Consider the following 25,678-nt stretch of genomic DNA (forward strand, 5'->3'; position numbering starts at 1 on the left):
CAAAGGCCCTACTAAAGTCCCATTAATGAACCGTAATTAACAAGGAAATGAGGCGAATTCCTGCCGTGAGCAACTCGAGCATTTTCGGCCCCAATGCGTGGCTGATTGACGAACAGTTCCAGCAGTACTCAAAGGATCCCAACTCCGTAGATAAGGAGTGGCGCGATTACTTTGAGGCCAACGGAGCACCGAAGAACGCGGCTTCTGCCCCAGCAGCCGCTGCACAATCCTCCGCGAAGAAGTCCACTCCGGCAAAGCCAGCTGCAGATTCTGCTACCCCGAACGGTGCACCAGCTGCAAAACCAGCGAAGGTAGCAGAGAAGCCAGGCAAGGATTCTGACTCCAAGAAGAAGTACCCAGATTCCCCGCTCGATCGCATCGGCGAGGCTCCGGAGGCTGGCGAGCGTCAGCTAAAGGGCATGTTCAAGGCAATCGCTAAGAACATGGACGAGTCCCTCGAGATTCCAACCGCGACCACCGTGCGCGACGTTCCAGTCAAGCTGATGTGGGAAAACCGCGCGATGATCAACGATCACCTCAAGCGCACCCGCGGTGGCAAGATTTCCTTTACCCACATCTTGGGCTACGCCTTGGTCAAGGCGACCCAGATCCACCCGGACATGAACGTCCGTTACGAGGTCAAGGACGGCAAGCCGACTGTCGTACAGCCAGAGCACGTCAACCTGGGCCTCGCTATCGACCTCCCACAGAAGGATGGCTCCCGCGCACTCGTTGTGGCAGCGGTCAAGGAAGCGGAGAAGATGTCCTTCTCCGAGTTCGTTGACGCATACCAAGACATCGTCAACCGCTCCCGCCAAAACAAGCTCACGATGGATGACTTCTCCGGCGTCACCATCAACCTCACCAACCCGGGCGGCATCGGCACCCGCCACTCCATCGCCCGCCTGACCAAGGGCTCCGGCGCCATCATCGGCGTCGGCTCCATGGATTACCCGGCTGAGTTCGCCGGCACCTCCGAGGACCGTCTGGCTGACATGGGTGTAGGCCGTCTGGTCACCCTGACCTCCACCTACGATCACCGCGTCATCCAGGGCGCGGAGTCCGGCGAGTTCCTGCGCACCTTGGGCCAGCTGATCACCGATGATCGCTTCTGGGACGAGCTGTTTGAGTCCATGGGCGTTCCTTACCAGCCATTCCGCTGGGCACAGGATGTCCCGAACACCGGCGTGGACAAGAACACCCGCGTCATGCAGTACATCGAGTCTTACCGCTCCCGCGGCCACCTCCTCGCCAACGTCAACCCACTTGGCTGGCGTCAGCCGGGCCTGCCTTGGCCGGATCACCGCGACCTTGACCTTAAGACCCACGGCCTGTCCATCTGGGATCTGGACCGCACCTTCAACGTCGGCGGCTTCGGCGGCCAGGAGACCATGAAGCTGCGCGACGTCGTCAAGCGTCTGCGTGATGCTTACACGCTGAAGGTCGGCTCCGAGTACGCCCACATCTTGGACCGCGATGAGCGCAGCTGGCTGCAGGATCGCCTCGAGGCTGGCATGCCGAAGCCAACCAACGCTGAGCAGAAGTACATCCTGCAGAAGGTCAACGCTGCTGAGGCATTCGAAAACTTCCTGCACACCAAGTACGTCGGCCAGAAGCGCTTCTCCCTCGAGGGCGCTGAGTCCCTCATCCCGCTGATGGATGCCATCGTGGACACTGCTGCAGGCCAGGGCCTCGACGAGGTCGTCATCGGCATGCCGCACCGTGGCCGCCTGAATGTCTTGTTCAACATTGTTGGCAAGCCACTGGCTGACCTCTTCGGCGAGTTCGACGGCAACTACAAGGGTGGCCAGCTCGGTGGCTCCGGTGACGTTAAGTACCACTTGGGTTCCCAGGGTCACCACATCCAGATGTTCGGTGACGGCGAAATCGACGTCAGCCTGGCTGCTAACCCGTCTCACCTCGAGGCCGTTGACCCAGTCCTGGAGGGCATCGCCCGCGCCAAGCAGGACCTGCTAGACAAGGGCCAGGACGGCTTCTCCGTTGTCCCAGTTATGCTGCACGGTGACTCCTCCTTCAACGGCCTGGGCATTGTTCAGGAGACCATCAACCTGTCCCAGCTGCGTGGTTACACCACCGGCGGTACCGTCCACATCGTGGTCAACAACCAGGTGGGCTTCACCACTACCCCGGATTCCGCACGTTCTACCCACTACGCCACCGACCTGGCAAAGGGCTTCGATTGCCCGGTATTCCACGTCAACGGCGACGACCCAGAGGCAGTTGTCTGGGTTGGCCAGCTGGCTACCGAGTACCGCCGCAAGTTCGGCAAGGACGTCTTCATCGATCTCATCTGCTACCGTCTGCGCGGACACAACGAGGCAGATGATCCTTCGATGACCCAGCCGGAGCTGTACTCCATCATCGATGACCACAAGTCTGTCCGTGAGATCTACACCGAAGAGCTCATCGGCCGTGGTGACCTGTCCGAAGCAGACGCTGAGGCTGCAGCACGTGACTTCCACGACCAGATGGAATCCGTCTTCACCGAGGTCAAGGAATCCGAGGCCGGTGCCCCTGGCGAGCAGCACGGTATCACCTCTGCGCAGAAGCTCACCCACGGTCTGGATACCTCCATCACCGCCGAGGAGATCGAGGAAATCGGCCAGGCCTACGCCAATGGCCCAGAGGGCTTCGAATACCACAAGCGTGTTGCCCGCGTTGCCAAGGAACGCCTGAAGACCTCCACCGAGGGCGGCATCGACTGGGGCTGGGGCGAGCTTATCGCCTTCGGCTCCCTGGCTAACCAGGGCAAGCTGGTCCGCCTGGCCGGTGAGGATTCCCGCCGCGGTACCTTCACCCAGCGCCACGCTATCCCAGTTGATCCGCGCGATGGCTCCGAGTACAACCCGCTGAACTACCTGGCTCAGGCCAAGGGCAACGGCGGTCGCTTCCTGATTTACAACTCCGCGCTGACCGAGTACGCAGGCATGGGCTTCGAGTACGGCTACTCCGTGGGTAACCAGGACGCACTCGTTGCATGGGAGGCTCAATTCGGTGACTTCGCAAACGGTGCACAGACCATCATCGACGAGTACCTGTCCTCCGGTGAAGCGAAGTGGGGCCAGCTCTCCAGCCTGGTTCTGCTGCTGCCGCACGGCTACGAGGGCCAGGGCCCGGACCACTCCTCTGCCCGCATCGAGCGTTACCTGCAGCTGTGCGCTGAGGGCTCCATGACGGTGGCTCAGCCTTCTACCCCGGCCAACCACTTCCACCTGCTGCGTCGCCAGGCGCTGGGCTCCATGAAGCGTCCGCTGGTCATCTTTACTCCGAAGTCCATGCTGCGTAACAAGGCATCCGCTTCTGCTATCTCCGAGTTCACCGAAATCAAGCACTTCCAGTCCGTCATCAATGACCCGAGCTTCGTTGACCACGAGGGCAAGGTTGTAGGCGACGCCGAGAAGGTCAAGACCATCATGCTGGTCTCCGGCAAGCTCTACTGGGAGCTGGCTAAGAAGAAGGAAGCAGACGGCCGCGATGACGTTGCAATCGTCCGCCTCGAGATGCTGCATCCGATTCCGTTCAACCGTCTCGCAGAGGCATTCAAGGCCTTCCCGAATGCCACCCAGGTTCGCTTCGTCCAAGACGAGCCAGCAAACCAGGGCCCCTGGCCTTTCTACAACGAGCACCTGCGTGAGCTCATTCCGGATATGCCGGAAATGGTCCGCGTATCTCGCCGTGCGCAGTCCTCGACTGCAACCGGTATCGCCAAGGTCCACCAGATCGAGCAGAAGAAGCTGCTTGAAGCGGCCTTCGATGTCTAGGGCTTCAAAAGCCATATAGAACGGCTAAAGCGCCCTTGCCGCCTCGAATAGAGGTAGCAAGGGCGCTTTAGTATATTTTCGAAAAGCAAGCTCTACGGGAAGCTGCCCAGCAGCCAAGCTAGGACTTCGGCTTGCTCGAATTGTCCTTTTTCTCATCGCCGGAGGTCAGATCGGATCCTCCAGAAGAGTTGGAATCGCCGCCGGTATCCATGACGGTGCCCGCATTGGATTGCGAGATCCAATCGCTTACGGTTTGCTCCACAGAACCAGACTCGTCGGTCTTTTCCAGCAACTCACGGATTTCCTCATCGGTCAAAAACTTGGTCAGGGAAGACACTGCGAGGCGTTCCTCACGGTCAAAAAGACCCTTGTAATAGACCACGACGTAGTTCTGCGGCAGATCCGGCTCCGCGTCCTTGCACCCCTGCGCGCTGGAAGGCTCTACCACCGCGAGGTCCGGCGGTAGCGCATTCATCAGCGCCACGTGGGTAGTAGCCAAGAAATCCTCGCCCGAGGGGTCCTTTTGGTCTTCCTCGTAGCGCTTCGAAATCTCGCGTGCGGCATCAGGGTTGAAGGCATCGAGCAATTCACCGGTGCAACCGATGTAGAAGTTCGTAGCGCCGTCGTCGCCCTCAATAAGCGGGAGGTTCTGCTCGCTAGCAGAGGTGGCCTCCAGTTCCTCATCACCGGCCACATTTGCGGCTCTGCCCTGGGACTCCAAAGTCTGCTTATACAACTCAGCGAGCAACAGATGCCGCTTGGACTTTGGGTTGACGGAAATGGTTACCGCTTGGTGCAAGCCAGGTTTTTCATCCGCCGAAGGATCGAATTTGGTGCAGGAGCTCAATGCAGCCAATGCCAGTCCGGCAGTCGCTAGCGTCGCTACAAGGCGGCGGGATCGCATCGGCACAGTTCTCCTTAAAGTTATGGTTCTTCCTAAATATTCCTAAAATTCTACACGGCACTGCTGGGCTTTCCGACGCCGCCTTATCCCAGCGTTTTCCTGTATTTAATAAGGGGCTAAGATGGGTTGAGTTATGACTAGCGCTATTACTGAATCCGCCGTTCGGGAGGCCCTTAGCCGGGTTGAAGACCCAGAAATCGGCCGCCCTATCACCGAGCTCGACATGGTGAAATCCGTCGCCATCGACGGTAATGACATCAGCGTCGAAATCTATCTGACCATTGCCGGCTGCCCGATGAAAAGCACCATCGAAGCCAACACTCGCGCCGTCCTCGAGGACATCGAGGGCGTTGGCAATGTCAGCGTGACCATGGACGCCATGAGCGATGAACAGCGTCGCGCTTTAAAGCAGAAGCTGCGCGGCGGCCAGGCTGAGCCGGAGATTCCTTTCGCCAAGCCAGAATCCACCACGCGCGTGTTCGCGGTGGCCTCTGGTAAGGGCGGCGTCGGCAAGAGCTCCACCACCGTCAACCTCGCGGCCGCGCTTTCGGCCAAGGGCTTGAAGGTTGGCATTGTCGACGCCGATATCTACGGTCACTCCGTACCGGGCCTGCTGGGTTCGACCGCCGGCCCCACCGTCATTGATGATGAAATGCTGCTGCCGCCAATTTCCCACGGCATCAAGCACATCTCCATTGGCCAATTCGTCGAGGGCAACGCCCCGGTGGTCTGGCGCGGTCCGATGCTGCACCGCGCGCTGCAGCAATTCCTGGCTGACGTCTTCTGGGGCGATCTGGACGTTCTACTGCTCGATCTCCCACCCGGCACTGGCGACGTCGCGCTTTCCGTGGCTCAGCTCATCCCGAACGCCGAGCTGCTCATCGTCACTACCCCGCAGGCAGCAGCCGCGGAGGTGGCAGAGCGTGCAGGCTCCATCTCGCAGCAGACTCGCCAGCGCGTAGCCGGCGTCATCGAGAACATGGGCGCCATGGTGCTGCCCGACGGGTCCACGATGGATATCTTCGGTACTGGCGGCGGCAAGGTTGTAGCAGAGCGCCTTAGCACTATCCTGGGCTACGAGGTGCCAGTCTTGGCTGAGGTCCCGCTCGATCCGGCTCTGCGCACCGGCGGCGATGCCGGCGAGCCAATCATCACCGCCGCCCCGGATTCTCCTTCTGCAAAAGCAATCAAGCAGCTGGCGGATAAGCTCGCCATCCGCAACGACTCTCTGGTGGGCAAGACCTTAGGTCTGGGCGTTACCCGCCACTAATAATTAGGCAGACACTTAAAGCAGTAACTGCTTAGGTAACATCCGCCCAAGAAAAGCCGGTTCCTTCTGCGTTGTCATTTGCCGCAGTTGGCGTCGGCTTTGGCGTAGGTGCCTGCGGCTGTTGAGCCGAGCTCTGCTGCGGTTGTGCCGGTGCCGCGTAAATCTGGGAGTAGTCGAAGGTCGGGCGCTGCTGGCCCTGCTGACCTGAATTCGCCTGCTGACTGCGCTGGCCATGTTGGACACGTGGCCCGGAAGCACCGCGCTGCGCTGCGGAGTGCGCTTGCTCATCGCCCGCGCTTAGATGCGGTTTGCCCATTCCCTCGGTTAGCTTACGCGGGTCGAAATCATCCCAAGCGGAATCGTCTCCATCGAAAAGAGCCTTGGTGATAGCACCACGTGGGCCCAAGCGCGTCCATTCGGCGGCCTGGCTGATGGGACCACGCAGAGTTTCAAATTCCTCGCTCAAGCCGCCCATTTCACCTTGTAGTTCGGCCTTGGCATTGTTGATTGCCTTGCGCGCAGCATAGATTGCCGCACGGACATCCATGATTACGCCGGGGAGCCTCTCTGGACCGATGATCACGATGCCAAGAAGCACGATGACGGCAATCTCTGTCCAACCGATTGAAGAAAACACGATGTTATCTTAGCCCTCCACCAGCGCCTGCGCTTTATGTGAAACGGGCACCAACCTCATTCGCCTTGACTCCGCTGCTAATAGCGCCACTTAGCGCCACTGCATTAACGCCTCTGATTGTGCTTGATGGCGCGAATGACCATCTCGACCTTGTCAAGGATATCGCGCTCGCCGACGCCACTGGTACCGCCGTGTGCGCTGAAATTGTTTCGCCCTTTTTCAGGTGTGGCGGCGTCCTCGTCAGCTGCTTCAGCTGCGATTCCGGCCAGCTTGGCCATCAAATCCTTCGGTGCACGCACTTGGTGGTCAACGTTGCAGTTGCGCACCCACTGGGAAGCACGGCGCTGTTCGCGGACGTCGGCGCGACATTCAGCGCAGTGCACCAGGTGAACATGCACACGATGAGTGGCTTTGGGATCCATCTCGCCATCGACGAAGGCTGCCACAGCTTCGGGGCCTAAGTGCCCAATGGAATCAGCCCGCCGAGCCCTTGCTTTGGCCTTATCACGGGCCTTGGCAAGAGTCTTGTCAAAGGTGGTGGTGGCGCCTTCTACTCCACGCATATGAAACGAGGCGCGGTGCTGATGTGCAGAATCCTCCACGGGAGTTTTGCCACCTACCTTTCTATCGAACGTTGGGTTCGTTAATTAGTCTCCACAATAGACCTCATTGCACTTTGGCGTGGGCGGCCTAGCGGCTACGGAGCAAAACTCGGGCTTCGTCGTTGGTCTGCGCGGCGGTTTCGAGAGCCGCGCGCAGCTGTGCACGGCCGCGGTGGATGCGCGAACGAACGGTACCCATCTTCACGCCCAGGGTCTCTGCGATTTCGTCGTAGCTCATTCCCACGACGTCACACAGAACAACTGCTACACGGAAGTCAGGGGCCAGCTCGTCGAGCGCCTTTTGCAAGATCGGGTCCAAGTTGGCCACGGTATAAGCTTGCTCCGGGGTCATATCGGTGCCGGGCACGCGCTCATAATCTTCCGGCAGGGCCTCCATCCGTATCTTGGCACGATGGCGGACCATATCTAAGAAGAGGTTGGTGGTAATCCGGTGCAACCAGCCGCGGAAAGTACCGGGCTGATACTTATCAAGCGAGCGGAACACACGCATGAAGGTCTCTTGGGTCAAGTCCTCTGCATCATGCTGGTTACCGGACAAGCGGTATGCCAGGCGGTAAACGGAGTCTGCATGCTCGGCCACGAGCTCCGACCACGAAGGCATCGCAGCCTGGCCGGCGTCGAACGCGGCTGTGCCGCTGAGTTCTTCGGAAGCAGCGACGTGAGGCTCCGTTGGGCTAGTGGCCACACCAGTTTCCTGGCGCAAAGACGAATCGACGCGATGCTTCCTTTTCATGCTTTCATCTTCCTATACCGAGCTTCAAAACGCCAGACAGTACCCTGCGAAGTGACTGTGAGCGTCACCGAAAACAAAAACTTCTACCTCATCAGTAACAATCCTGGCGTCTTGACACCGCATACACAGAAAATTACCTATGGTTTAGGTTGTGACTAATACGGCATACGACGCACTGCGTTCTTACATCGAATCCACCAGCGAAGTTTCTACGGCACTCGCCGGGGCCCGTTCCCATGCCGAGGAATTTGGCTTGTCCGTACCGGACGAAGCAACCGGGCAGCTTCTTTCCTCCCTTTCCGCAGCCAGCTCTGGCACTGATCGCCCCCAGGCCATCGCTATTACTCCGGCTGCTGCTGTAGCCGGAATCTACCTCCTGCAGGGCCTGCCTAACAATGGAATCGTCACCTGCATCGATCCGGAGGCAGAGCATCAGGCCATGGCGAAGACCACCTTCCGTGAGGCTGGCTTTGCCACCACCCGCGCGCGCTTTTTGCCCTCCCATCCTCTGGAGGTCATGGGACGTCTCGCCACCGCTTCTTATCAATTGATCTTCGCAGACGTTCCCGCGCTGGATATGCCGGCTCTTATCAACGCCGCTTTCCCACTGCTGCGTAAGAACGGCACGCTGGTTCTCGCGAACTCTTTGTTGGATGGCACCCTCGCCGACACCACCCGCAGCGACCGCGACACTGCCGCTGCCCGAGAAGCAGACGAGCTCGCCCGCTCACTCGAAGACGCCGTAGTAACCCGTCTACCACTGGGTTCCGGCCTAACGCTTATCACCAAGCGCTAAGAAAGTAGAAACCTCACACGAGATACAGGCGGCTGCCCCTTCATCTCGTGTGAGGCTTCTGTGTTTTCTCCCCGCCGCGGTGCGCTAGACGGTTTCGTTCTTGCCCACGACGACAACGCCGCCGTCAGAGACCTTAAAGCGGGACTCGTCGCGCTCGCGGTCGCAGCCGATGATGGCACCTTCGGAAACCACCACGTTCTTATCCAAAATGGCATGGCGGACAACCGCGCCCTTGCCCACGCGCACGCCTGGCAGCAGCACCGAGCCTTCTACTGAAGCTCCGTCGGCCACATGCACGTCCGAGGACAGCACAGAGTTGCGCACGGTGCCGCCGGAGATGATGCAGCCGGGGGCCACCATGGAAGACTGCGCGATGCCGTTTTGGACGAACTTCGCTGGCGGAAGGTTGGACTCATCCGTGGAGTGGATGGGCCAATGATTGTTATAAAGATTGAAAATCGGGTGCACCGAAATTAAGTCCATGTGGGCTTCGTAGAAAGAATCGATGGTGCCCACATCGCGCCAATAACCATGATCGCGCTCAGTAGAACCTGGCACGTCATTGGCCATGAAGTCATAGACATGCGCCTGCCCGCGCTCCACGAAGTACGGAATGATGTCGCCGCCCATGTCGTGGTCGGAGTTTTCATTCTCCTCGTCCTTTAGCAGGGCCTCAATCAGAGCATCAGCCGTAAAGACGTAGTTACCCATGGACGCATAGGTCATGTTCGGATCATCCGGGGTCGAAGGCGGATTATCCGGCTTTTCCAAAAACTCGGTGATGGTTCCCATACCATCTGCCTGAATGCAGCCAAATGCGGTGGCCTCGCTACGCGGCACGCGAATGCCCGCCACGGAGCAGTCGAGCCCGGTAGCGATGTGTTCCTGAACCATCTGCTGCGGGTCCATGCGATAGACGTGGTCTGCGCCGAAGACGATGACATAGTCCGGCTTTTCGTCATAAATCAAGTTAAGCGACTGGACAATAGCGTCGGCGGAACCGTTGTACCAGCGCTTGCCGCGACGCTGCTGTGCGGGCACGGAGGCGATGTACTGGGAAGTCGGGCCAGACAGATTCCAAGCCTGCGAGATGTGACGGTCTAGGGAATGGGATTTGTATTGAGTGAGCACCGCAATCTTGAGGTAGCCCGCGTTGACGAGGTTAGACAGGACGAAGTCGATGAGGCGGTAGGAGCCGCCGAAAGGGACGGCGGGCTTTGCGCGATCTTCCGTGAGGGGGAATAGGCGCTTGCCTTCACCGCCGGCGAGGACAATGGCGAGAACATTAGGCTGGGATTTCACATGTTCCAACCTATTCAGTTTTAGGCCGCTTCGCAGAGGAAATAGGTCAAAAACTACCCCCACGAAAGTTTTCTGCACGGTATGGGTTTTCTCCGTATTCTGGGAGGATATGAGAGCCGGAATTTTTTCCAAGGAATACCCACCTGAAATTTATGGTGGCGCTGGCGTGCACGTCGCCGAGCTAACCCGCTTCATGCGGGAGTTAATCGATGTTTCCGTTCACTGTATGGGCGGCCCACGTGAGGAAAAGGACGTCTTCAACCACGGCGTCGATCCAGAACTTTCCGCAGCCAACCCCGCTATCCAGACTCTTTCCACGGGGCTGCGCATGGCAAATGCAGCTTCCGATATTGATATCGCGCATTCCCACACCTGGTACTCCGGCCTCGGTGGCCATCTTGCCGCCCGCCTTTACGACATCCCACATGTGGTCACCGCCCACTCTTTAGAGCCACACCGCCCATGGAAGCGTGAGCAGCTCGCTGGCGGCTACGAGATTTCCTCGTGGTCCGAGAAAAACGCCATGGAATACGCCGACGGCGTCATCGCGGTTTCCGCTGGCATGAAAGCCTCCATTCTGGATGCTTATCCCCGCATCGATGAGTCCAAGGTGCATGTTGTGCTCAATGGCATCGATACCGAGCTGTGGCAGCCGCGCGAGGCAGACTACCTGGACAAACTCGGCGTCGACAAGCAGCGCCCCATCGTTGCCTTCGTCGGCCGCATCACCCGCCAAAAGGGCGTGAAGCACCTGCTGAAGGCCGCGGCCCAGTTTGATTCAGACGTCCAGCTGGTGCTGTGCGCAGGCGCTCCCGATACTCCAGAAATCGCCGCGGAAACCGCAGCTTTGGTCGAAGACCTGCAGGCCAACCGCGACGGCGTGTTCTGGGTGCAGGAAATGCTCTCTCGCAGCCTCATCCAAGAGGTGTACTCTGGCGCCGACGTCTTCGTATGTCCTTCTATCTACGAGCCTTTGGGAATCGTTAACTTGGAGGCCATGGCGTGCGGGACTGCAGTAGTTGCATCTGACGTCGGAGGAATCCCCGAGGTTGTCGTCGACGGTGAGACCGGAATCCTCGTCCACTACGACGAAAATGCGGTCGCTGACTTCGAGGCTAACCTCGCCACTGCAGTCAACCAGGTCGCCGCCGACAAGGAGCGCGCAACCGCATTCGGCCAAGCCGGCCGCATGCGAGCTGTGGAGAAGTTCTCGTGGGCCACCATCGCCTCCCAGACCGTAGATATTTACCGCGCACTGATTTAAATCGAAATTCTTTAGAAAGGTACTTTGTGACAACCCATCGTCCTGAACTGCACTTCACGCCTGAGTCTGGAGTCCTCGAGGCTCCGGCCGGCGTGCTGCTAGACGGCAATACGTGGCACCTGTTTTTCCAGTACCGCCACGAACTTTCCGCCCCGGCGCGCTGGGGACACAACTATTCTGAAGAATTTCCATTCGATTGGTTAGAGTGCGACGACGCACTTGCCCCTGTCGGCGGTGAGCTTTCCTTGCGCGCCGGTTCTGTAGCCGCGGGCGAGGATGCCATCAACCTCTACTTCACATCCGTGACTTCCACCGGCACCTCGGTGCGCTTGGCGCGCTACACCGATTTCAACGATGTCTGCGAAATTTCGGATGACTCCAACGCACTAGACCCGAACGTCGTGCGCTATGGCGAGGTAGCCGCCAACGTCACCAATTACTCCCGCTTCCGCTCGCCTTCCGTGGTTCCAGACTGGGTCGCGGTCGACCGCGATGAAGGCCACGAGGGCTGGCTCATGCTCGCACTAACCGGCCACTCCGACGCACCGTTGCCCGTTATCCTGCGCTCGGCCGACGGCTTGACCTGGAATGTGGAAGGCCCGCTCGAGTTCGATGGCGATCCTGGTTTCAACGAGGGCGAGGTCCCGGCAAACTCGCCGATTCCACCGGTTGTCTCTCCACGCCTGGTCCGCTTGCGTGACGAGGTAGATGAGCGCATTTACGACGTCCTCCTGGTTACCCTTGAGCGCGATAACCGCGATGTCTCCGGTTACCTCGTCGGCCGCTTGGAGGGCACCACCTTCACCGTCGCCTCCGGTTTCCAGCGCATCGACTTCGGCCATGATTTCTCCCGCCCGCGCAACACCAACACCACCGAGGGCACCATCCTGCAGGAGACCCGCTACGACGAAGCGGTTGTCCTGGGTCTTCTCAACGGCAATGGCCGCGGCGACGATCCTGCAGCGCATCCTTCCTTTGAGGAGGAAGGATGGGCCAATACCCTCGCACTGCCGCGACGCATCACCCTGCAGGGCGGCAAGCTCTTCCAGACTCCTCCGCGCGGCCTGCCGGATGCCATCCGCCAGTCAGAGCGCGCCCGCTCCTGGGTCGGCGTAATGGATGTCCCGGAAGGCTCCTCCGTCACCGTCACCTTGCTCGACGGCAACGGCAAGCCCTCGGCAGTCATCACCCATGCTGGCAGCACACTGACCTTGGATCGTTCCATGGGCACTGCTTTCGATTCCTATTTCAAGGACTCGGCTCCTGCCGTGGCGCATTTGGCTGAGGGCGATTCCGATTCCCTCACCGTCGTGGTCGACGGTGCCACCGTAGAGGTCTACGCCGACGGCGGCCAGGTAGCCATGGGCTCCCGCGTCTACTTCGACGGCGGTTGCTCTGATATCCAGGTCGAGACCGCCGGTGAGGCCGTCATCGAGCAATCCTGGCAGCGCAAAGGCTCGCAGCTCTAAGCGCGGCGTGTTTTAACACTCAAAACGGCAAGAAGGAAAGGCAGAGCATCTGTGCTCTGCCTTTCCTTCTTGTTTATGCAACCGGCCAAGCGTTTGGGCCTTGCACACCGCCTTTTAGACTGCGCGCAGACGGTCCAGGCGGGCATGAGCGGTGACCTGCATGGTCTCTGGTAATTTTGCCATGCGCTCAGCAAGCTCTTCCTTTTCAAGGTGGCGGGCAGACGGGCTCATGCCAACCTGCGCGGCAATAGAGGCGCGATCCAGGGTCATCGGATAAGAGATATCAACCGGATCTGCTGCCTGCTCCAGGTAGCCGGCGGCCTGCTCGTACATGCGCTCGATCTTGCCTTCTTCCACGCCCAAGATTCCCAGCGGCTCGCGCAGTTCATCCAGATGGCCGAGGTCCGGAGTCAAGACAATGACCTCGCCGCCTGGACGCAAGATGCGCTGGAACTCCGCTGGGTTGCGCGGGGCAAAGACCACCGATACCGCATCGATGGAATCATCCTGCAGCGGCAACCGCTCCCACACATCCGCCACCACGGCGCCAACGCGCGGATGGCACTTTGCCAGATGCTTGGCAGCATGTGGGGAAATATCCAAACCAACGCCACGGGCCTCAGCGATGGAATCCAAGGTATGTGCTAGGTAATAGCCGGTGCCGGCACCGACTTCAAGCAGCATAGGCTCGGCAGTCTCAGGCAACTCGTTGGCATCAAGTGCGTCCTGCACTGCGCCAGTGACAGCCTCCACAAATGGGGCGAAGTGGCCCAAAGACAAGAAGGTCTCACGCGCGGAAACCATCTCACTGGAATCGCCCTTATGCTTTAGCCCTGCCCCGGGGGCAAGGGTGACATAGCCTTGTTTGGCCACATCAAAAGAGTGCCCAGACTCAGAGACGAGACGAGCAAAATCGTCGGCGCCGCTTAGCGCGGTGCCATCGTTTGGGTCGGCCAGAACATCGATGACGTGTGAAAGCATGCCTTAAAGACTAGCTGGAAACTTCGGTCAGCAATGAACCAAGTTCCGCAGCCTCCTCTTTTGTGAGCTCCACAACAATACGGCCACCACCATCGGAGGGGATTCGCATGACAATTTTGCGGGACTCCTCAACCGCTTCCATTGGCCCACCTGTCGTGCGTGGCTTCATAGCTGCCATAGCTGTACCGCTCCTTTGGGATGTAAAATTTTTGGGTTACCCAAACCACTCTACGCCTTTATTGCTAGTCAAGGGGCGGTTACGAAATTGGTCTAGCCGTTTCGCCCTCGCTTCGGTAGCGCTTTTCTACCTCCGCCAGCAAGGCATCCACCTGGGATTGGCGGTATCCATGGGAAACGACGTCGAACTTGATGTCATCAAAGTTGCCATCTTGAAGCGCTCGCTGATTGTTTGCCAACACATCGCGTTTTTCATCAAGATCGTCTAGCACTTCCCCCCGCCCAAAAATCGAGCCCCACGCCCATGTTCCTAAAACCACCAACGCGAGCAGAACGACGATAAGCAAAATCCACGACAGCATGGGCTAAAGCTTACCGCCGGATGGTTCACGTTGAGCAACAGGACCTATTACTCCGTCGCGTGACAAAATCGTGCGCGCGACCACCTCAGCCATGGGCGCAAGCTCATGCAGCGGCCGGTTGCGGTGGATGCGCTCGCCAAGGTCTACTTCGGCGATGGAAGAAACACCGCAGCGCTTAGCGACGTCGATAAGCAGCCCGGCTTCCACCCCGTAGCCATCAACAAATGGCAATGCCCGAGCCAGCGACGTGCGCAGCGCATATTCGCCACCCAAGGGCTGTGCGATATCTCCGAGCTCCGGGAAGAAGGTGCGCAGCAAAGGCTTAGCGGTCAACTCCGTGACCCGCCCGCCGCCGCTTGGGGCACCGTTGAAGGTACGACGATAAGTAGCTTTGACCATCTGGATCTCTGGATCCGCAAACGGCGCAGCCAACTGCGCGACCATCCCTGGACACGCAGACTCCAAGTCGGCATCAACGAAGACCACGATGTCACCTTGCGCTGCGGCGACCCCGCGCCAGAGGGATTCACCCTTGCCCGGCCGCGGCGCAATCTCCGGCAGGATTTCGCGCCAGTTGTATACCTTTGCTCCGGCAGCGGCAGCGCGCTGCGCGGTGTGATCCGTGGAGTCAGCATCGACAACGATGACCTCCATTGGGTCATCTGCCAAACAGGCTCGTACCACGTTCGCGACGGTTGCTTCCTCGTTGAGCGCTGGGATGATGACAGAAACGCTCATGCGAGCCCACGGGTGGTGTTCAGCGGGGCCATCGTGCCTTCGATAGCTGCGGTCATACGAATGACGTCGAGGGTCTCCGCGACCTCGTGGACGCGGAAAGCGGCCACACCATGCGCCGCCGACCACGCGGTTGCGGCCAATGTCCCTGCCACGCGCTTGCCGACGCCGCGGTCCAAAGTCTCGCCTACGAAGTCCTTGTTAGACAACGCCATCAGTACCGGCCAGCCCGTGGCAACAACCTCGTCGATGCGGCGCAGCAACTCCAGCCCGTGAAAGGTGTTCTTGCCAAAGTCGTGGGTTGGGTCGATAAAGACCAGCTCCTCCGGGCACCCCAGGCTCGCCGCCTTTTCTGCCAGAGCAGTCGTCTCCGCGATGACATCCGCTACGACGTCGTCAAAGTGCACGCGGTGTGGGCGCGTGCGTGGGGTGACGCCGCCCGTATGCGAGCAGACATAGCCGACCTTATGTTCTCCGGCGACTTCGATGAGCTCAGGGTCCCAGCCCGCCCATGTGTCATTGATGAGCGTCGCCCCGGCTGTGATGGCGGCTTCGGCAACGCTTGCGCGCCATGTATCTACTGAGATGGTGACATCCGGGTAGCGCTCGTGCGCCGCGGCAATCGTGGGAACCACGCGCTCGATCTCTTCCTGCGCGTCCACGGCTTCGCCAGGCCCTGCCTTCACGCCACCGATGTCGACGATGCTGGCACCCTGCTCGATCACCTCGGCACAGCGGCGAAGGGCCTCAGCTTCGGCGAAGGTTGCGCCCTTGTCATAGAACGAATCCGGCGTGCGATTGACAATTGCCATCACCTGCGCCAACTTGGCGCTACGCGGATTAGCGCTCATCACGAATCCGCTTATCGCTCATCACCTTGTGCGAGTTCACGATGTGTGCGACCGCTTCGTCGACGTCATCAGTAAGCAGGAACAAGTCCATGTCTGATGCGCTGATAAGGCCGCGTGCTGCCATGGTGGACTTCATCCACTCTAGGAGTCCGGACCAGTACTCGGTGCCCATCAGGACGATTGGATAATTGGTGACCTTTCCGGTTTGCACCATGCAGGCCACCTCAAAGAACTCGTCCATGGTGCCCATGCCACCAGGCAGACAGATAAAAGCCTGGGAATACTTCAAGAACATCGTCTTGCGGGCAAAGAAGTAACGGAAGTTCAATCCCAGATCGACGTATTCGTTAAGTCCCTGTTCATGCGGAAGCTCGATGCCAAGGCCTACCGAAAGGCCTTTTTCCTCATAAGCACCACGATTCGCAGCCTCCATTAGTCCTGGGCCGCCACCGGTGATGACCGCGTACTGGGCATTGGTTAGCGCTTTGCCCACGCGAACGCCCAAGTCATATTCCGGCGTGCCCTCGCCCAGACGTGCGGAGCCGAAGACGGTGACAGCCTTCGGCAGCTTTGCCAAAGCATCAAAACCCGAGACGAATTCCCCCTGGATGCGCAGAACCCGCCACGGGTCCGCGTGCTGCCATTCGTGGTCGGCCCCGGATTCCAGCAGGCGCTGGTCATAGGTTGAGGTCTGCTCGCCCTCGGTGCGCAGCAATAATGGTCCGCGCAGGGTGCGATTACGTTCTGGCGACATATTGGTTAGGCCTCCTTGGCGTTTGCGCCGCTTAAATACTCAATCAAAGCATCGGACACGGAAGTAATTTGCGCAATTGGAACCTGCTCGTCTTTCTTATGCGCAAACCCCGGATCACCCGGGCCAAAATTCACGGCCGGAGTGCCCATCTCGGAAAAACGAGCAACGTCAGTCCAGCCGTATTTCGCACGGAAGTTACCGCCGACGGCGTCGACAAGCGCGCGAGCGGCGGGCTGGCCCAGGCCTGGAAGGGCTGCGGAGGATTCGTCATCAACCTCAATGGTGACGTTTTCATGCTCTCCGATAACCTCACGCATATGCGCCATGGCCTCGCGCAAGCTCCGGTCTGGCGCGAAGCGGAAGTTCACAAACATCCATGCCTCATCTGGAATGGTGTTGGTTGCTACTCCGGATTCCAGATGCACGATGTTGAGACCTTCCTTATAGGTACAACCATCAATGGTGACCTCGCGCGGAGCGTAGTTCGCCACGTTGACCATGATCGGTGCCAGTTTATGAGCAGCATTAGACCCCAGCCAGGCACGCGCGGAATGAGCGCGGGTTCCGTGCGCCGTGATGCGGAGACGGATGGTACCCTGGCAGCCGGCCTCGATCATGGCGCCGGAAGGCTCTCCCAAAAGAGCTAGATCGCCGTGCAGCCACTCGGGGTGGTCTTTTTGCAGATGTCCCAGCCCATTAAATTCCGAGGAGACTTCCTCCCCCTCGTAAGCAATGACTGTTAAGTCATGGGCGAGGTCGGGGGCGTCGTAAAGCGCAGCAAAAGCGTGCAGGTACACGGCCATGCCAGACTTCATATCGACGGTGCCACAGCCCCACATGACATCGCCTTCCATGTGGTGGGGAACGTTATCCGCCAGCGGGACGGTATCGATGTGGCCAGCCAGAATCACGCGGGATTCGAGCCCGCGATTGGTGCGGGCGCAGACGGTGTTTGCGTATCGCACCACTTCGATCTTGTCATTATCAAGGCCCCGTAGGGCTGCCTCTATTGCATCAGCGATCTCCTCCTCATGATGAGAGGGGCTCGGGATGTCTACGAGCGCTTTGGTCAATTCGATTGGGGAGGCAAAGAGATCTAAAGTCACAAAGCGCCATCGTAGCGACCTTGCACGATGGCTGCATTGTGTAATATACCTCTCAATACTTTGTTCTAAATCACAAAAGGTGCATTGATATGGCAGAAACCTCACAGCAGCTCAAGACACGCCACCTCACGATGATGGGGCTCGGGTCTGCGGTTGGCGCAGGCCTCTTTCTAGGCGTTGGCCTGGGAATCCAAATGTCCGGTACCTCGGTTCTGCTTTCCTATGCAGTCGCCGGCCTCTTGGTCGGCGCCATCATGTGGATGCTCGGCGAGATGGCAGCAGCCCGCCCCTCGCTAGGATCCTTTTCCACCTATGCCGGCCAAGCTTTTGGCAATTGGGCACGCTTTACCCTGGGCTGGTTGTTTTGGTTCATGCTAGTGATGGTGATGGGAGCCGAGATTACGGGCGCTGCCGCAATCATCGCCTCCTGGTTTAACATCGCAGCGTGGATTCCCGCCCTTATCGCAGTCTCCTTCTTCGCGGTGGTCAACTTTGCAGCCGTTCGTGGATTCGGCGAGTTCGAATTCTGGTTCGCCATCATCAAGGTGGCCGTCATCCTAGCCTTCCTGGCAGTGGGCGTACTGATGCTGATTGGCGTGCTGCCAGGCTTCAACGGCGACCTCGCAACCACCAACTTCACGGAGAACTTCCTTCCGAATGGCATGCCGGGCTTTGCTTCCGGATTGCTCGCCGTTGCATTCGCCTTCGGCGGTATTGAGATGGTAACCATCGCCGCCGCCGAGTCGGAGGATCCTGCACGCAACGTCGCGACCGCCGTGCGTGCGGTTATCTTCCGCATCATGGTCTTCTACATTGGCGCCATCGTGGTCATCACCATGGTTTTGCCATTTAAATACATCCAAGATGCCGATGCAGCCGCCGATTCCCCATTCACCCTGGTGCTAGAGGCCGCGCAGATCCCATTCGCCGCGGGCTTTATGGAAGTCATCATCGCTTTGGCCCTGCTTTCTGCATTCAACGCGCAGATCTACTCCACCTCCCGCGTAATTTTCGACATGGCTAAGGACGGCTCGGCACCGGCTATCTTTAAAAAGCAGAACCCATCGGGCTCCCCAGTCTTCGCTGTCATCTTGTCCATGCTTTTCGCATTCGGCTCCGTGCTGCTGCAGTTCTGGAATCCGCCAGGACTTCTGTCCTTCCTCTTCAATGCAGTCGGCGGCTGCCTGCTAGTGATCTGGACCTTCGTGGTTTTGTCCTACTTGAAGCTGCACCCAATCATGAAGAAGAACGGTGAGCTTTCCGCCGTCGAGGTCATCGCCTACCCGGTTCTGCCATGGGCCACCCTGCTGGCGATTGCCGCATTGGTTGTTCTCATGCTCTTCGACCCATCCGCACGCAACCAGGTCCTTGCAGTGAGTGCGCTGACCGTCGTGCTCATCGTTGCGTCCCGCCTCACAAAACCTCGCCAAGTAAACACGGTGTCGAAGTAGCTGTGTATGCTCTAGCGGTGAAAGAAATGGCCTAGTTTTCGCTAGGCTCTACCCCGCATTTGTGAAGGTTTTTCCTAAAGCTATGACTTCTGCATCCGCACGCGGCCTTGCCACCCTTACCCACGATGGGACCGTTCTCGACGTGTGGTTCCCCGCCGTTCATATCGGCGATGACGCCCCGGTAACCGAGTCCGGCACCACTCGCTTGGAAGAGACCCCTCAGCAGTTCGCCGCCTTGGCGGGCCCGGATGAGGAGCGCGGCGTCGCCCGCGTGGCGGTTGAGACCGCCATTAAGGACTTGGATGATGCGCCGCTGGACGCATATGACGCATACCTGCGCCTACACCTGCTCTCGCACCGTGCCGTCAAGCCGCACGGTCTGAACATGGACGGCATCTTCGGACTTCTGGCCAACGTTGTGTGGACCAACTACGGCCCATGCGCTGTGGCTGACTTCCAGATGATCCGCGGCCGCCTGTCCTCCCGCGGCCCGGTCACCGTCTACTCCGTAGACAAGTTCCCGCGCATGGTGGACTACGTTGTGCCAACCGGCGTGCGCATCGGCGATGCTGACCGCGTCCGCTTGGGCGCTCACCTGGCTGAGGGCACCACCGTCATGCACGAAGGCTTCGTCAACTTCAATGCTGGCACCCTGGGCGCCTCCATGGTCGAAGGCCGCATCTCTGCAGGAGTTGTTGTCGGTGACGGCTCCGATATCGGCGGCGGCGCCTCCATCATGGGCACGCTTTCCGGTGGCGGCAAGGAAGTCATCTCCATCGGTGAGCGCTGCCTGCTCGGCGCTAACTCCGGTATCGGCATCTCGCTTGGCAACGACGCAGTTGTCGAAGCCGGCCTCTACGTCACCGCCGGCACGAAGGTAAGCGTCTTCGGAAAGGTTGCCGAGGCACTGGGCGTGGAGGAAGGCTCCACCGTCAAGGGCTCCCAGCTCTCCGGCGCATCGGGCTTCCTGCTGCGCCGCAACTCCGTTTCCGGCGCCGTTGAGGCCACTGAATGGAAGTCTGATGCAATCGCTCTCAACGAGGATCTGCACAAGAACTAAGCCCGCCGACTCGTGGATTTAGTCATGGCTTAAACTATTCGGGTGACCGATAGCAATAAATCCACGCAAAATCTTGGCAAAGGCCTCAAGGTCCGCCATCTGACCATGATGGGCCTGGGCTCCACCATCGGCGCCGGTCTCTTCCTCGGAACCGGCGTCGGCATCTCGGCTGCAGGCCCTGCCGTCCTCCTCGCCTATTGCATCGCAGGCTTATTAGCCATCTTGGTAATGCAAATGCTCGGCGAGATGGGTACCGTCATCCCCGCCTCCGGCTCCTTTTCCGAATATGCCGAACACGGCATCGGCCGCTGGGCAGGCTTTACACAAGGCTGGATTTATTGGCTAGCCACCGTGGCCGTGCTGGGCGCTGAGATCACCGGCGCCGCCGGCTTCATCGGTTCTTGGTTCGGTGTTTCCCCATGGATTCCCGCGGCTATTTGCGTGGCGTTCTTTGGAATCGTGAACCTGCTGCGCGTTCGACTCTTCGGCGAGTTTGAGTACTGGTTCGCCGCCATCAAGATCCTCGTCATCGTGGCCTTTTTGATTGTCGGCTTCCTGCTTATTTTTGGTCTTCTGCCTGGGCATGAAGCAATTGGCACCAAGGTCTTTTTGGATGACGGCTTCATGCCGAATGGCTTGGGCGGCGTCGCCGCTGGCCTGCTCGCCGTGGCATTCGCTTTCGGCGGCATTGAGGTCGTCGCCATCGCGGCGGCTGAGTCTGAAGATCCGGAAAAGTCCTTGGTCAACGCCGTTCGCACGACCATCCTGCGCATCTCGGTGTTCTACTTGGGCTCCGTTTTGGTAATTACCTTTCTGCTTCCCTACTCCTCGCTGGGTAACGCTGATACCGCGGCGCAATCGCCATTCACTCAGGTTCTCGACCATGCAGGAATTAAGGGCGCTGCGGGATTCATGGAAGTCATCATCGTGTTGGCACTGTTTTCCGCATTCAATGCTCAGATCTACGCTTCCTCCCGCATGATGCACTCGCTGGCCTCTCGCCACGAAGCACCGAAGATCTTCACGAAGACCAATGCACAGGGTGTTCCGACGCACGCGATTGCGCTTTCGGTCATTCTCTCGGTCATCATGGTCGTGCTCAACTATGCCGACACCGGCTGGTTGTTGTCCTTCATGCTCAATGCGGCGGGCGCCTCCCTGCTCATCGTGTGGGTCTTCATCGCGGTCAGCCAGCTGCGCCTGCGCCGCCAGCTTGAGGCCATTCACCCGCTGCCCATCCGCATGTGGGCTTTCCCGTACCTGACGTGGTTTGCATTGGCCGTCTTCGCAGCGATTGCGGTACTCATGCTGACTGACGCCTCCGCTCGCGTCCAGCTACTGTCCGCCGGTGCGATGTTCGTCGTCCTTGCGTTTGCGGGCGTACTCAACGCCAAGGCGCGCGGCATTTCGCCTACTTCGACGCTGCCGCTGCCGGACGTCGCCAAGCCCTAGCGATTCGCCTCGAATAATCCCCGGGCCAGCTGTTTCCTTCCAAACGCTGACCCGGGGATTTGACGTTTTGCGGCACCACTCTTGACATGATGACAATGATCCTTTACATTTAGGGATGTAAGCACGACATAGAAACTTGAAAGCTTTACATCATGCCCGAACACTCCAATATGGTTCGCAAGTGGCGTCGATGGCTGGAAATGACCCAGGCAGACCTCGCCGCTGAGGTAGGCGTTTCCCGGCAGACCATCGCGAACATCGAAAAAGGTAACTACTCGCCTTCCGTGTACTTGGCACTAGACATCTGCAAGGTGCTCGGCAAGTCCGTGGAAGAAGTCTTCAACAACAACCCAGAAAGCGTGAACGATAATGGCTAATAACAACGATGGCTTCTTTGCCAACCTGACCTTCAAAGAGATTGCAAGCTACTCGCTCGATGAGTTCGAAGAGGAAACCTACTTCAAGACCTATGCCATTGGCTACACCACTGCCTTGTTTACCGTCTACTGCGTGTCCGCGCTATTAGCGTGGGTCCTGCCGGGCCGACTTTCCTTGTGGAGCCTCTCGCCCATCGTCGCGCTCGCGATTGCAGAATTTGTCTCGGCGCATTGGATGAAAAAGCGTGTTCCGCGTCCGAACAAGATGCGTTCTTGGACAGGCATAATCTTGATGCTGGTCCCCACCATTGCGCTTTTCGCTGGACTCGCTATGAAACTCAGCATCGACAGCGATTTCGACAACGGTCTCGTAATCGGCGCATTCACAGGTATAGCTGCGGTACTCATCCTCGGTCCCATTTTCCTAAAGTGGCAAAATGGCCGCGACCAGCAGCGCTTGGACAGCCAGCTAGAGGGCTAATCAAGAGGTTCCTCACCATCTGGCTTCCTAGTCCCCTCGTGTGACACTCCTCTTTTGGTCCTTTTGCTCGGCGCCCTTTGCCGGGGGAAAGGACCAAACAGCTCGTTTTCAGCGGCCGTCGAGAGAGCCCAACCTGGGCCAGCCAGCTTAAGCCGGCTCGGTGTGCTCGACCAAGACTGGGGCCTTCGGGCTAGAGCGGAAGGTCCACAGCTTATTAATGATGAAGTTAATCGGCATCGCAAGCAGGATGGATCCCGCAGTAGCCCAGTAAAACTTGGTGCGTAATCCAGTGGAATTATCGAAAATATCCGTGGGTAGACCAACCGGCGAATTCGGGTTCATAAACAAGGTCAAAAGCAAAAGGCTGACGACATACGCCCCCAGTCCCGCAACAAGAAACGCAACGTAGCCCCGAAGCCAGGAGACCTTTTCCACCGATTTGAAAGTCCACATGCGATTGAGCTGGTAGTTCCAGGTATTCGCTACGAGGAAAGCGATGGTCTGAAACACGTGGTACCAACGAACATGGAACGCGGAACCGAAAAGATTCACAAAGGGGTCATCGGGCGTAATGCCACTGGTGGCTAGTGCAATTTTGACTGCGATGTATGACACCGCCAGGTTGACCACCGTGCCCGATCCGCCGACCATGCCAAACTTGATAAATTGGCCCATATTGGACGCAAAACGCCCAGCGGCAACTGATGAGCTCACGCGTTCCTCTTTCCGGTTAATCGATAACTAAATCAGGTTACCGCCCAATTGCCGCAAAGTGGAAAATTCGCGGCGTGTGCCGGATAACGGATCTGCAAACTCTAGGCGGTGCGCCACGAGTTGGAGAGGCGAGGAAAAGTCGTAGAGGTCGAGTCCGCGGTCTACCGGGTAGGTGTCGTCGCCTTGGATGGGAGCGCCTAAGTAGTTACAGACCACCCGCAGCTGGTGGGTATGCCCCGTGTGCGGAATGAGCGAGGCCGTATAGCCGTGTGCCTCCACTTGGGTCAACGTGGGCGTACCGCCGAGCGAGACTTGGCGGCTACCTTTGACCTTGTGCATGGAAAGCTCAACCGTTCCGGAGTATTCCAGGCAGGCAGAAAGGCGCGCATGGTAGGTCTTGGTTACTTTGCGCTCAGCAAAAAGCCTCTGATACCTCCCGCGTGTGCGAGGGTTGCGTGAGCACACCACTACCCCGGCAGTCAGGCGGTCGAGGCGGTGCAGCGGCACAATGTCATCTTCACCGAAATCCACGCGCAGGCGTGTCTGTAGGGTCTCGCGCACCAATCGCCCATTGCTGGTCGTGGGTAAAAAGTGTGGCTTGTCCACGACGATGAGGTCGCGGTCTTCATAAAGCACCGTGTAATCGAAGGGAATCGGCTTCTCTTCGGGCACATCAGGGTGATACCAGGCAGGGACCGGACGTGAAAGCGCCATTCCCGCAGGCAGAAGCTGCCCCGGTGAAAACGGCGAATCGCCCGCCGCGGCCGCGAAGTACTCGGTGTCCGCGGGCACGACTGCCTGCAGGACTACTTTGCGCGGAGAAATCCCCTCGCGGGCTGGCGGGCGATAGGTCACGGGCTAGTTGTCAGCAGCAAGGCGGGCCACAGCGGCATCGATACGCTCATCAGTGCCGTTCAAGCCGATGCGCACGAACTTATCACCCGATGGGCCATAAAAGTCACCCGGGGCAACCAAGATTCCGCGCTCGGCCAGCCAATCTACGGTAATGCGGCACTGCTCATCGCGGGTCGCCCACAGGTACATGCTGGCCTCAGAGTGCTCGATGCGAAAGCCGGCGCCAGTTAGTGCGCGCAGGAGCTTAGCGCGGCGGGCGGCATAGTGGCGCACCTGCAGCGTCGCAGAATCGTCGTCGTTTAGCGCTTCAACCATCGCAGCCTGAATCGGCCCTGGAACGATAAGGCCTGCGTGCTTGCGCAGCTCGAGAAGCTCCGCGATAAGCGCCTCATCACCCGCGAAAAAGCCCGTGCGATAAGAGGCCAGGTTATGGGACTTCGACAACGAGTGCATCGCGATAAGACCCGTGTTATCGCCGTCAGTCACGCGCGGATCCAAGATGGAAACCGGCTTCTTCTCGTCGTCCCATGCCAACGCCAAGTAGCACTCGTCAGAGGCCACAATGACGTTGTTCTCACGCGCCCATGCCACCACGGCACGCATCTCTTCCACGGTCTTTACTCGGCCGGTCGGGTTCGACGGCGAGTTGATAAAGGCCAGCTCTGCATCGCCAAAGTCGCGAGGATCGTCCGCGCGCTCTGGGTATGCGCCAGCAATCAGCGCGCCCACCTCGTAAGTCGGATAAGCCACGGAAGGGATGATGACGCGCTGGCCGCGCATGCCCAGCAGCGTCGGCAGCCAAGCGATAGACTCCTTCAAGCCGATTACCGGCAGTACGCCGAAGGAGGAAGGTTGAGCGCCCGTGCGGCGCGCAACATTACCGCGGATGGCTTCCTGCAGCTGCGCAGTGCCCGCCGTGGTGGGATAGCCGGGAGCCTCCGCGTGCGAAGCCATCGCCAGCTGCACGCCCGGAGCTACTGGATCGACCGGGTTGCCCACGGAAAGATCCACGATGCCATCTGGGTGCGACTGAGCCTTCTTCTTCGCCTCAGCAAGCGAGTTCCACGGAAAGTCCGGCAGGCTATTTCCAAGCGGTTGACGAGCCATTCTTAGGTCAAGCTCCTTATTTACAAGGTAGGCAGCGGGAAAAGTTAAAGCCCGGACCCAAATGCGTGAGGTCCGGGCAGCAGAAATTAATCCTGGTTCTGCGGAGGCAGGGCCGCAATCATTGGAGCGTCGAAGTCCTGTGGACCAAGCGCTGCAGCACCACCCGGGGAGCCAAGATCATCAAAGAACGCAGCGTTAGCGTCGTTGTAATCAATCCACTCATCCGGAACGTCATCCTCGTAGAAGATTGCCTCAACTGGGCAAGCAGGCTCACAAGCGCCGCAGTCTACGCACTCGTCAGGATGGATGTACAGGGAGCGCTTGCCTTCGTAGATGCAATCGACGGGGCACTCTTCAACGCAAGCGCGGTCCATCACATCGACGCATGGCTGCGCGATAGTGTAAGTCATGAGGTGCTAAAACTCCTGTTTTCAC

Annotated in this window: 26 protein-coding genes; 10 read left to right on the plus strand and 16 right to left on the minus strand. The window is 58.9% G+C overall.

Annotation, left to right across the window (positions count from 1 at the left end):
* Positions 1 to 65: 65 nt before the first annotated feature.
* Positions 66 to 3,782: a multifunctional oxoglutarate decarboxylase/oxoglutarate dehydrogenase thiamine pyrophosphate-binding subunit/dihydrolipoyllysine-residue succinyltransferase subunit gene (locus WM42_RS01730; RefSeq protein WP_201057398.1), complete on the plus strand. Its 3,717-nt coding sequence runs from the start codon at positions 66 to 68 to the stop codon at positions 3,780 to 3,782.
* A 118-nt stretch (positions 3,783 to 3,900) separates the two neighbouring features.
* Here WM42_RS01730 and WM42_RS01735 read toward each other — a convergent pair whose 3' ends face one another.
* Entirely contained in the window at positions 3,901 to 4,686 is a 786-nt protein-coding gene (locus WM42_RS01735) for a hypothetical protein (protein ID WP_062035424.1), read from the minus strand.
* Between the two features lie 133 nt (positions 4,687 to 4,819).
* Here WM42_RS01735 and WM42_RS01740 point away from each other — a divergent pair, with 133 nt between their 5' ends.
* On the plus strand, positions 4,820 to 5,956 hold the full coding sequence (locus WM42_RS01740) for an Mrp/NBP35 family ATP-binding protein (protein WP_062035427.1): 1,137 nt from the start codon (positions 4,820 to 4,822) through the stop codon (positions 5,954 to 5,956).
* A 31-nt stretch (positions 5,957 to 5,987) separates the two neighbouring features.
* Here the strand turns inward: WM42_RS01740 and WM42_RS01745 are convergent, their stop codons facing one another.
* From WM42_RS01745 to sigE, 3 genes are all read right to left on the minus strand, one after another.
* A complete protein-coding gene (locus tag WM42_RS01745) occupies positions 5,988 to 6,593 on the minus strand; it encodes a twin-arginine translocase TatA/TatE family subunit (protein ID WP_062035429.1) in 606 nt (201 codons plus the stop codon).
* 104 nt (positions 6,594 to 6,697) lie between these two features.
* Entirely contained in the window at positions 6,698 to 7,156 is a 459-nt protein-coding gene (locus tag WM42_RS01750; protein ID WP_062039033.1) for an anti-sigma factor family protein, read from the minus strand.
* 127 nt (positions 7,157 to 7,283) lie between these two features.
* Positions 7,284 to 7,949 (minus strand): RNA polymerase sigma factor SigE, encoded by a 666-nt coding sequence (sigE, locus tag WM42_RS01755; RefSeq protein WP_061921797.1) that lies wholly within the window; start codon positions 7,947 to 7,949, stop codon positions 7,284 to 7,286.
* 151 nt (positions 7,950 to 8,100) lie between these two features.
* Between sigE and WM42_RS01760 the strand changes: the two genes are divergently transcribed.
* Positions 8,101 to 8,745 (plus strand): O-methyltransferase, encoded by a 645-nt coding sequence (locus WM42_RS01760; RefSeq protein WP_061921794.1) that lies wholly within the window; start codon positions 8,101 to 8,103, stop codon positions 8,743 to 8,745.
* Positions 8,746 to 8,829: 84 nt separating this feature from the next.
* Here the strand turns inward: WM42_RS01760 and glgC are convergent, their stop codons facing one another.
* Positions 8,830 to 10,047 carry a glucose-1-phosphate adenylyltransferase gene (gene glgC / locus WM42_RS01765; protein WP_062035432.1) on the minus strand — a complete coding sequence of 406 codons (1,218 nt, stop codon included), beginning with the start codon at positions 10,045 to 10,047 and terminating at the stop codon, positions 8,830 to 8,832.
* A gap of 109 nt (positions 10,048 to 10,156) precedes the next feature.
* On the opposite strand from glgC, the gene glgA reads away from it, so the two are divergent.
* Positions 10,157 to 11,311 carry a glycogen synthase gene (gene glgA / locus WM42_RS01770; protein ID WP_062035434.1) on the plus strand — a complete coding sequence of 385 codons (1,155 nt, stop codon included), beginning with the start codon at positions 10,157 to 10,159 and terminating at the stop codon, positions 11,309 to 11,311.
* Between the two features lie 26 nt (positions 11,312 to 11,337).
* Complete coding sequence (locus WM42_RS01775; RefSeq protein ID WP_062035436.1) at positions 11,338 to 12,780, plus strand: GH32 C-terminal domain-containing protein; 1,443 nt, start codon at positions 11,338 to 11,340, stop codon at positions 12,778 to 12,780.
* 114 nt (positions 12,781 to 12,894) lie between these two features.
* On the opposite strand, the gene WM42_RS01780 is transcribed toward WM42_RS01775, so the two are convergent.
* The 7 genes from WM42_RS01780 to dapE all read right to left on the minus strand — a co-directional run bounded on the left by WM42_RS01780 (position 12,895) and on the right by dapE (position 17,746).
* Entirely contained in the window at positions 12,895 to 13,761 is an 867-nt protein-coding gene (locus WM42_RS01780; RefSeq protein ID WP_062035438.1) for a methyltransferase domain-containing protein, read from the minus strand.
* Positions 13,762 to 13,771: 10 nt separating this feature from the next.
* Complete coding sequence (locus tag WM42_RS12835) at positions 13,772 to 13,939, minus strand: DUF3117 domain-containing protein (protein ID WP_005531903.1); 168 nt, start codon at positions 13,937 to 13,939, stop codon at positions 13,772 to 13,774.
* A gap of 79 nt (positions 13,940 to 14,018) precedes the next feature.
* Positions 14,019 to 14,300, minus strand: coding sequence for a hypothetical protein (locus tag WM42_RS01785; protein ID WP_062035440.1), 282 nt, complete (start codon positions 14,298 to 14,300; stop codon positions 14,019 to 14,021).
* Positions 14,301 to 14,303: 3 nt separating this feature from the next.
* Positions 14,304 to 15,038, minus strand: coding sequence for a glucosyl-3-phosphoglycerate synthase (locus WM42_RS01790; protein WP_062035442.1), 735 nt, complete (start codon positions 15,036 to 15,038; stop codon positions 14,304 to 14,306).
* The gene (folP, locus tag WM42_RS01795) at positions 15,035 to 15,886 is read right to left on the minus strand and encodes a dihydropteroate synthase (RefSeq protein WP_062035444.1); all 852 of its coding nucleotides are present in this window, start codon (positions 15,884 to 15,886) and stop codon (positions 15,035 to 15,037) included. Before folP ends, WM42_RS01790 begins: the two co-directional genes overlap by 4 nt.
* Positions 15,876 to 16,640 carry an LOG family protein gene (locus WM42_RS01800; RefSeq protein ID WP_062035446.1) on the minus strand — a complete coding sequence of 255 codons (765 nt, stop codon included), beginning with the start codon at positions 16,638 to 16,640 and terminating at the stop codon, positions 15,876 to 15,878. The genes folP and WM42_RS01800 overlap by 11 nt, the downstream gene beginning before the upstream one ends.
* Before the next feature lie 5 nt (positions 16,641 to 16,645).
* A complete protein-coding gene (dapE, locus tag WM42_RS01805) occupies positions 16,646 to 17,746 on the minus strand; it encodes a succinyl-diaminopimelate desuccinylase (RefSeq protein ID WP_062035448.1) in 1,101 nt (366 codons plus the stop codon).
* Between the two features lie 89 nt (positions 17,747 to 17,835).
* On the opposite strand from dapE, the gene WM42_RS01810 reads away from it, so the two are divergent.
* The 5 genes from WM42_RS01810 (at position 17,836) to WM42_RS01830 (ending at position 22,567) form a co-directional block, all read left to right on the plus strand.
* Positions 17,836 to 19,197, plus strand: a complete 1,362-nt coding sequence (locus tag WM42_RS01810) for an amino acid permease (protein WP_062035450.1) — start codon at positions 17,836 to 17,838, stop codon at positions 19,195 to 19,197.
* Positions 19,198 to 19,279: 82 nt separating this feature from the next.
* Complete coding sequence (gene dapD / locus WM42_RS01815) at positions 19,280 to 20,257, plus strand: 2,3,4,5-tetrahydropyridine-2,6-dicarboxylate N-succinyltransferase (protein WP_062035452.1); 978 nt, start codon at positions 19,280 to 19,282, stop codon at positions 20,255 to 20,257.
* Positions 20,258 to 20,362: 105 nt separating this feature from the next.
* On the plus strand, positions 20,363 to 21,709 hold the full coding sequence (locus tag WM42_RS01820) for an amino acid permease (RefSeq protein ID WP_235591338.1): 1,347 nt from the start codon (positions 20,363 to 20,365) through the stop codon (positions 21,707 to 21,709).
* Between the two features lie 152 nt (positions 21,710 to 21,861).
* On the plus strand, positions 21,862 to 22,086 hold the full coding sequence (locus tag WM42_RS01825) for a helix-turn-helix transcriptional regulator (RefSeq protein WP_062035457.1): 225 nt from the start codon (positions 21,862 to 21,864) through the stop codon (positions 22,084 to 22,086).
* The gene (locus WM42_RS01830) at positions 22,079 to 22,567 is read left to right on the plus strand and encodes a hypothetical protein (RefSeq protein WP_062035459.1); all 489 of its coding nucleotides are present in this window, start codon (positions 22,079 to 22,081) and stop codon (positions 22,565 to 22,567) included. The genes WM42_RS01825 and WM42_RS01830 overlap by 8 nt, the downstream gene beginning before the upstream one ends.
* A 147-nt stretch (positions 22,568 to 22,714) precedes the next feature.
* Here the strand turns inward: WM42_RS01830 and WM42_RS01835 are convergent, their stop codons facing one another.
* The 4 genes from WM42_RS01835 to fdxA form a co-directional block, all read right to left on the minus strand.
* Positions 22,715 to 23,242 (minus strand): GtrA family protein, encoded by a 528-nt coding sequence (locus WM42_RS01835; protein WP_062039037.1) that lies wholly within the window; start codon positions 23,240 to 23,242, stop codon positions 22,715 to 22,717.
* A 66-nt stretch (positions 23,243 to 23,308) separates the two neighbouring features.
* Positions 23,309 to 24,136 carry a pseudouridine synthase gene (locus tag WM42_RS01840; protein ID WP_062035461.1) on the minus strand — a complete coding sequence of 276 codons (828 nt, stop codon included), beginning with the start codon at positions 24,134 to 24,136 and terminating at the stop codon, positions 23,309 to 23,311.
* A gap of 3 nt (positions 24,137 to 24,139) precedes the next feature.
* Positions 24,140 to 25,243: a succinyldiaminopimelate transaminase gene (gene dapC / locus WM42_RS01845; RefSeq protein WP_062035463.1), complete on the minus strand. Its 1,104-nt coding sequence runs from the start codon at positions 25,241 to 25,243 to the stop codon at positions 24,140 to 24,142.
* 86 nt (positions 25,244 to 25,329) lie between these two features.
* The gene (fdxA, locus tag WM42_RS01850; RefSeq protein ID WP_005531876.1) at positions 25,330 to 25,653 is read right to left on the minus strand and encodes a ferredoxin; all 324 of its coding nucleotides are present in this window, start codon (positions 25,651 to 25,653) and stop codon (positions 25,330 to 25,332) included.
* Positions 25,654 to 25,678 lie beyond the last annotated feature (25 nt).

This window comes from Corynebacterium simulans, assembly GCF_001586215.1.
GTDB lineage: Bacteria > Actinomycetota > Actinomycetes > Mycobacteriales > Mycobacteriaceae > Corynebacterium > Corynebacterium simulans.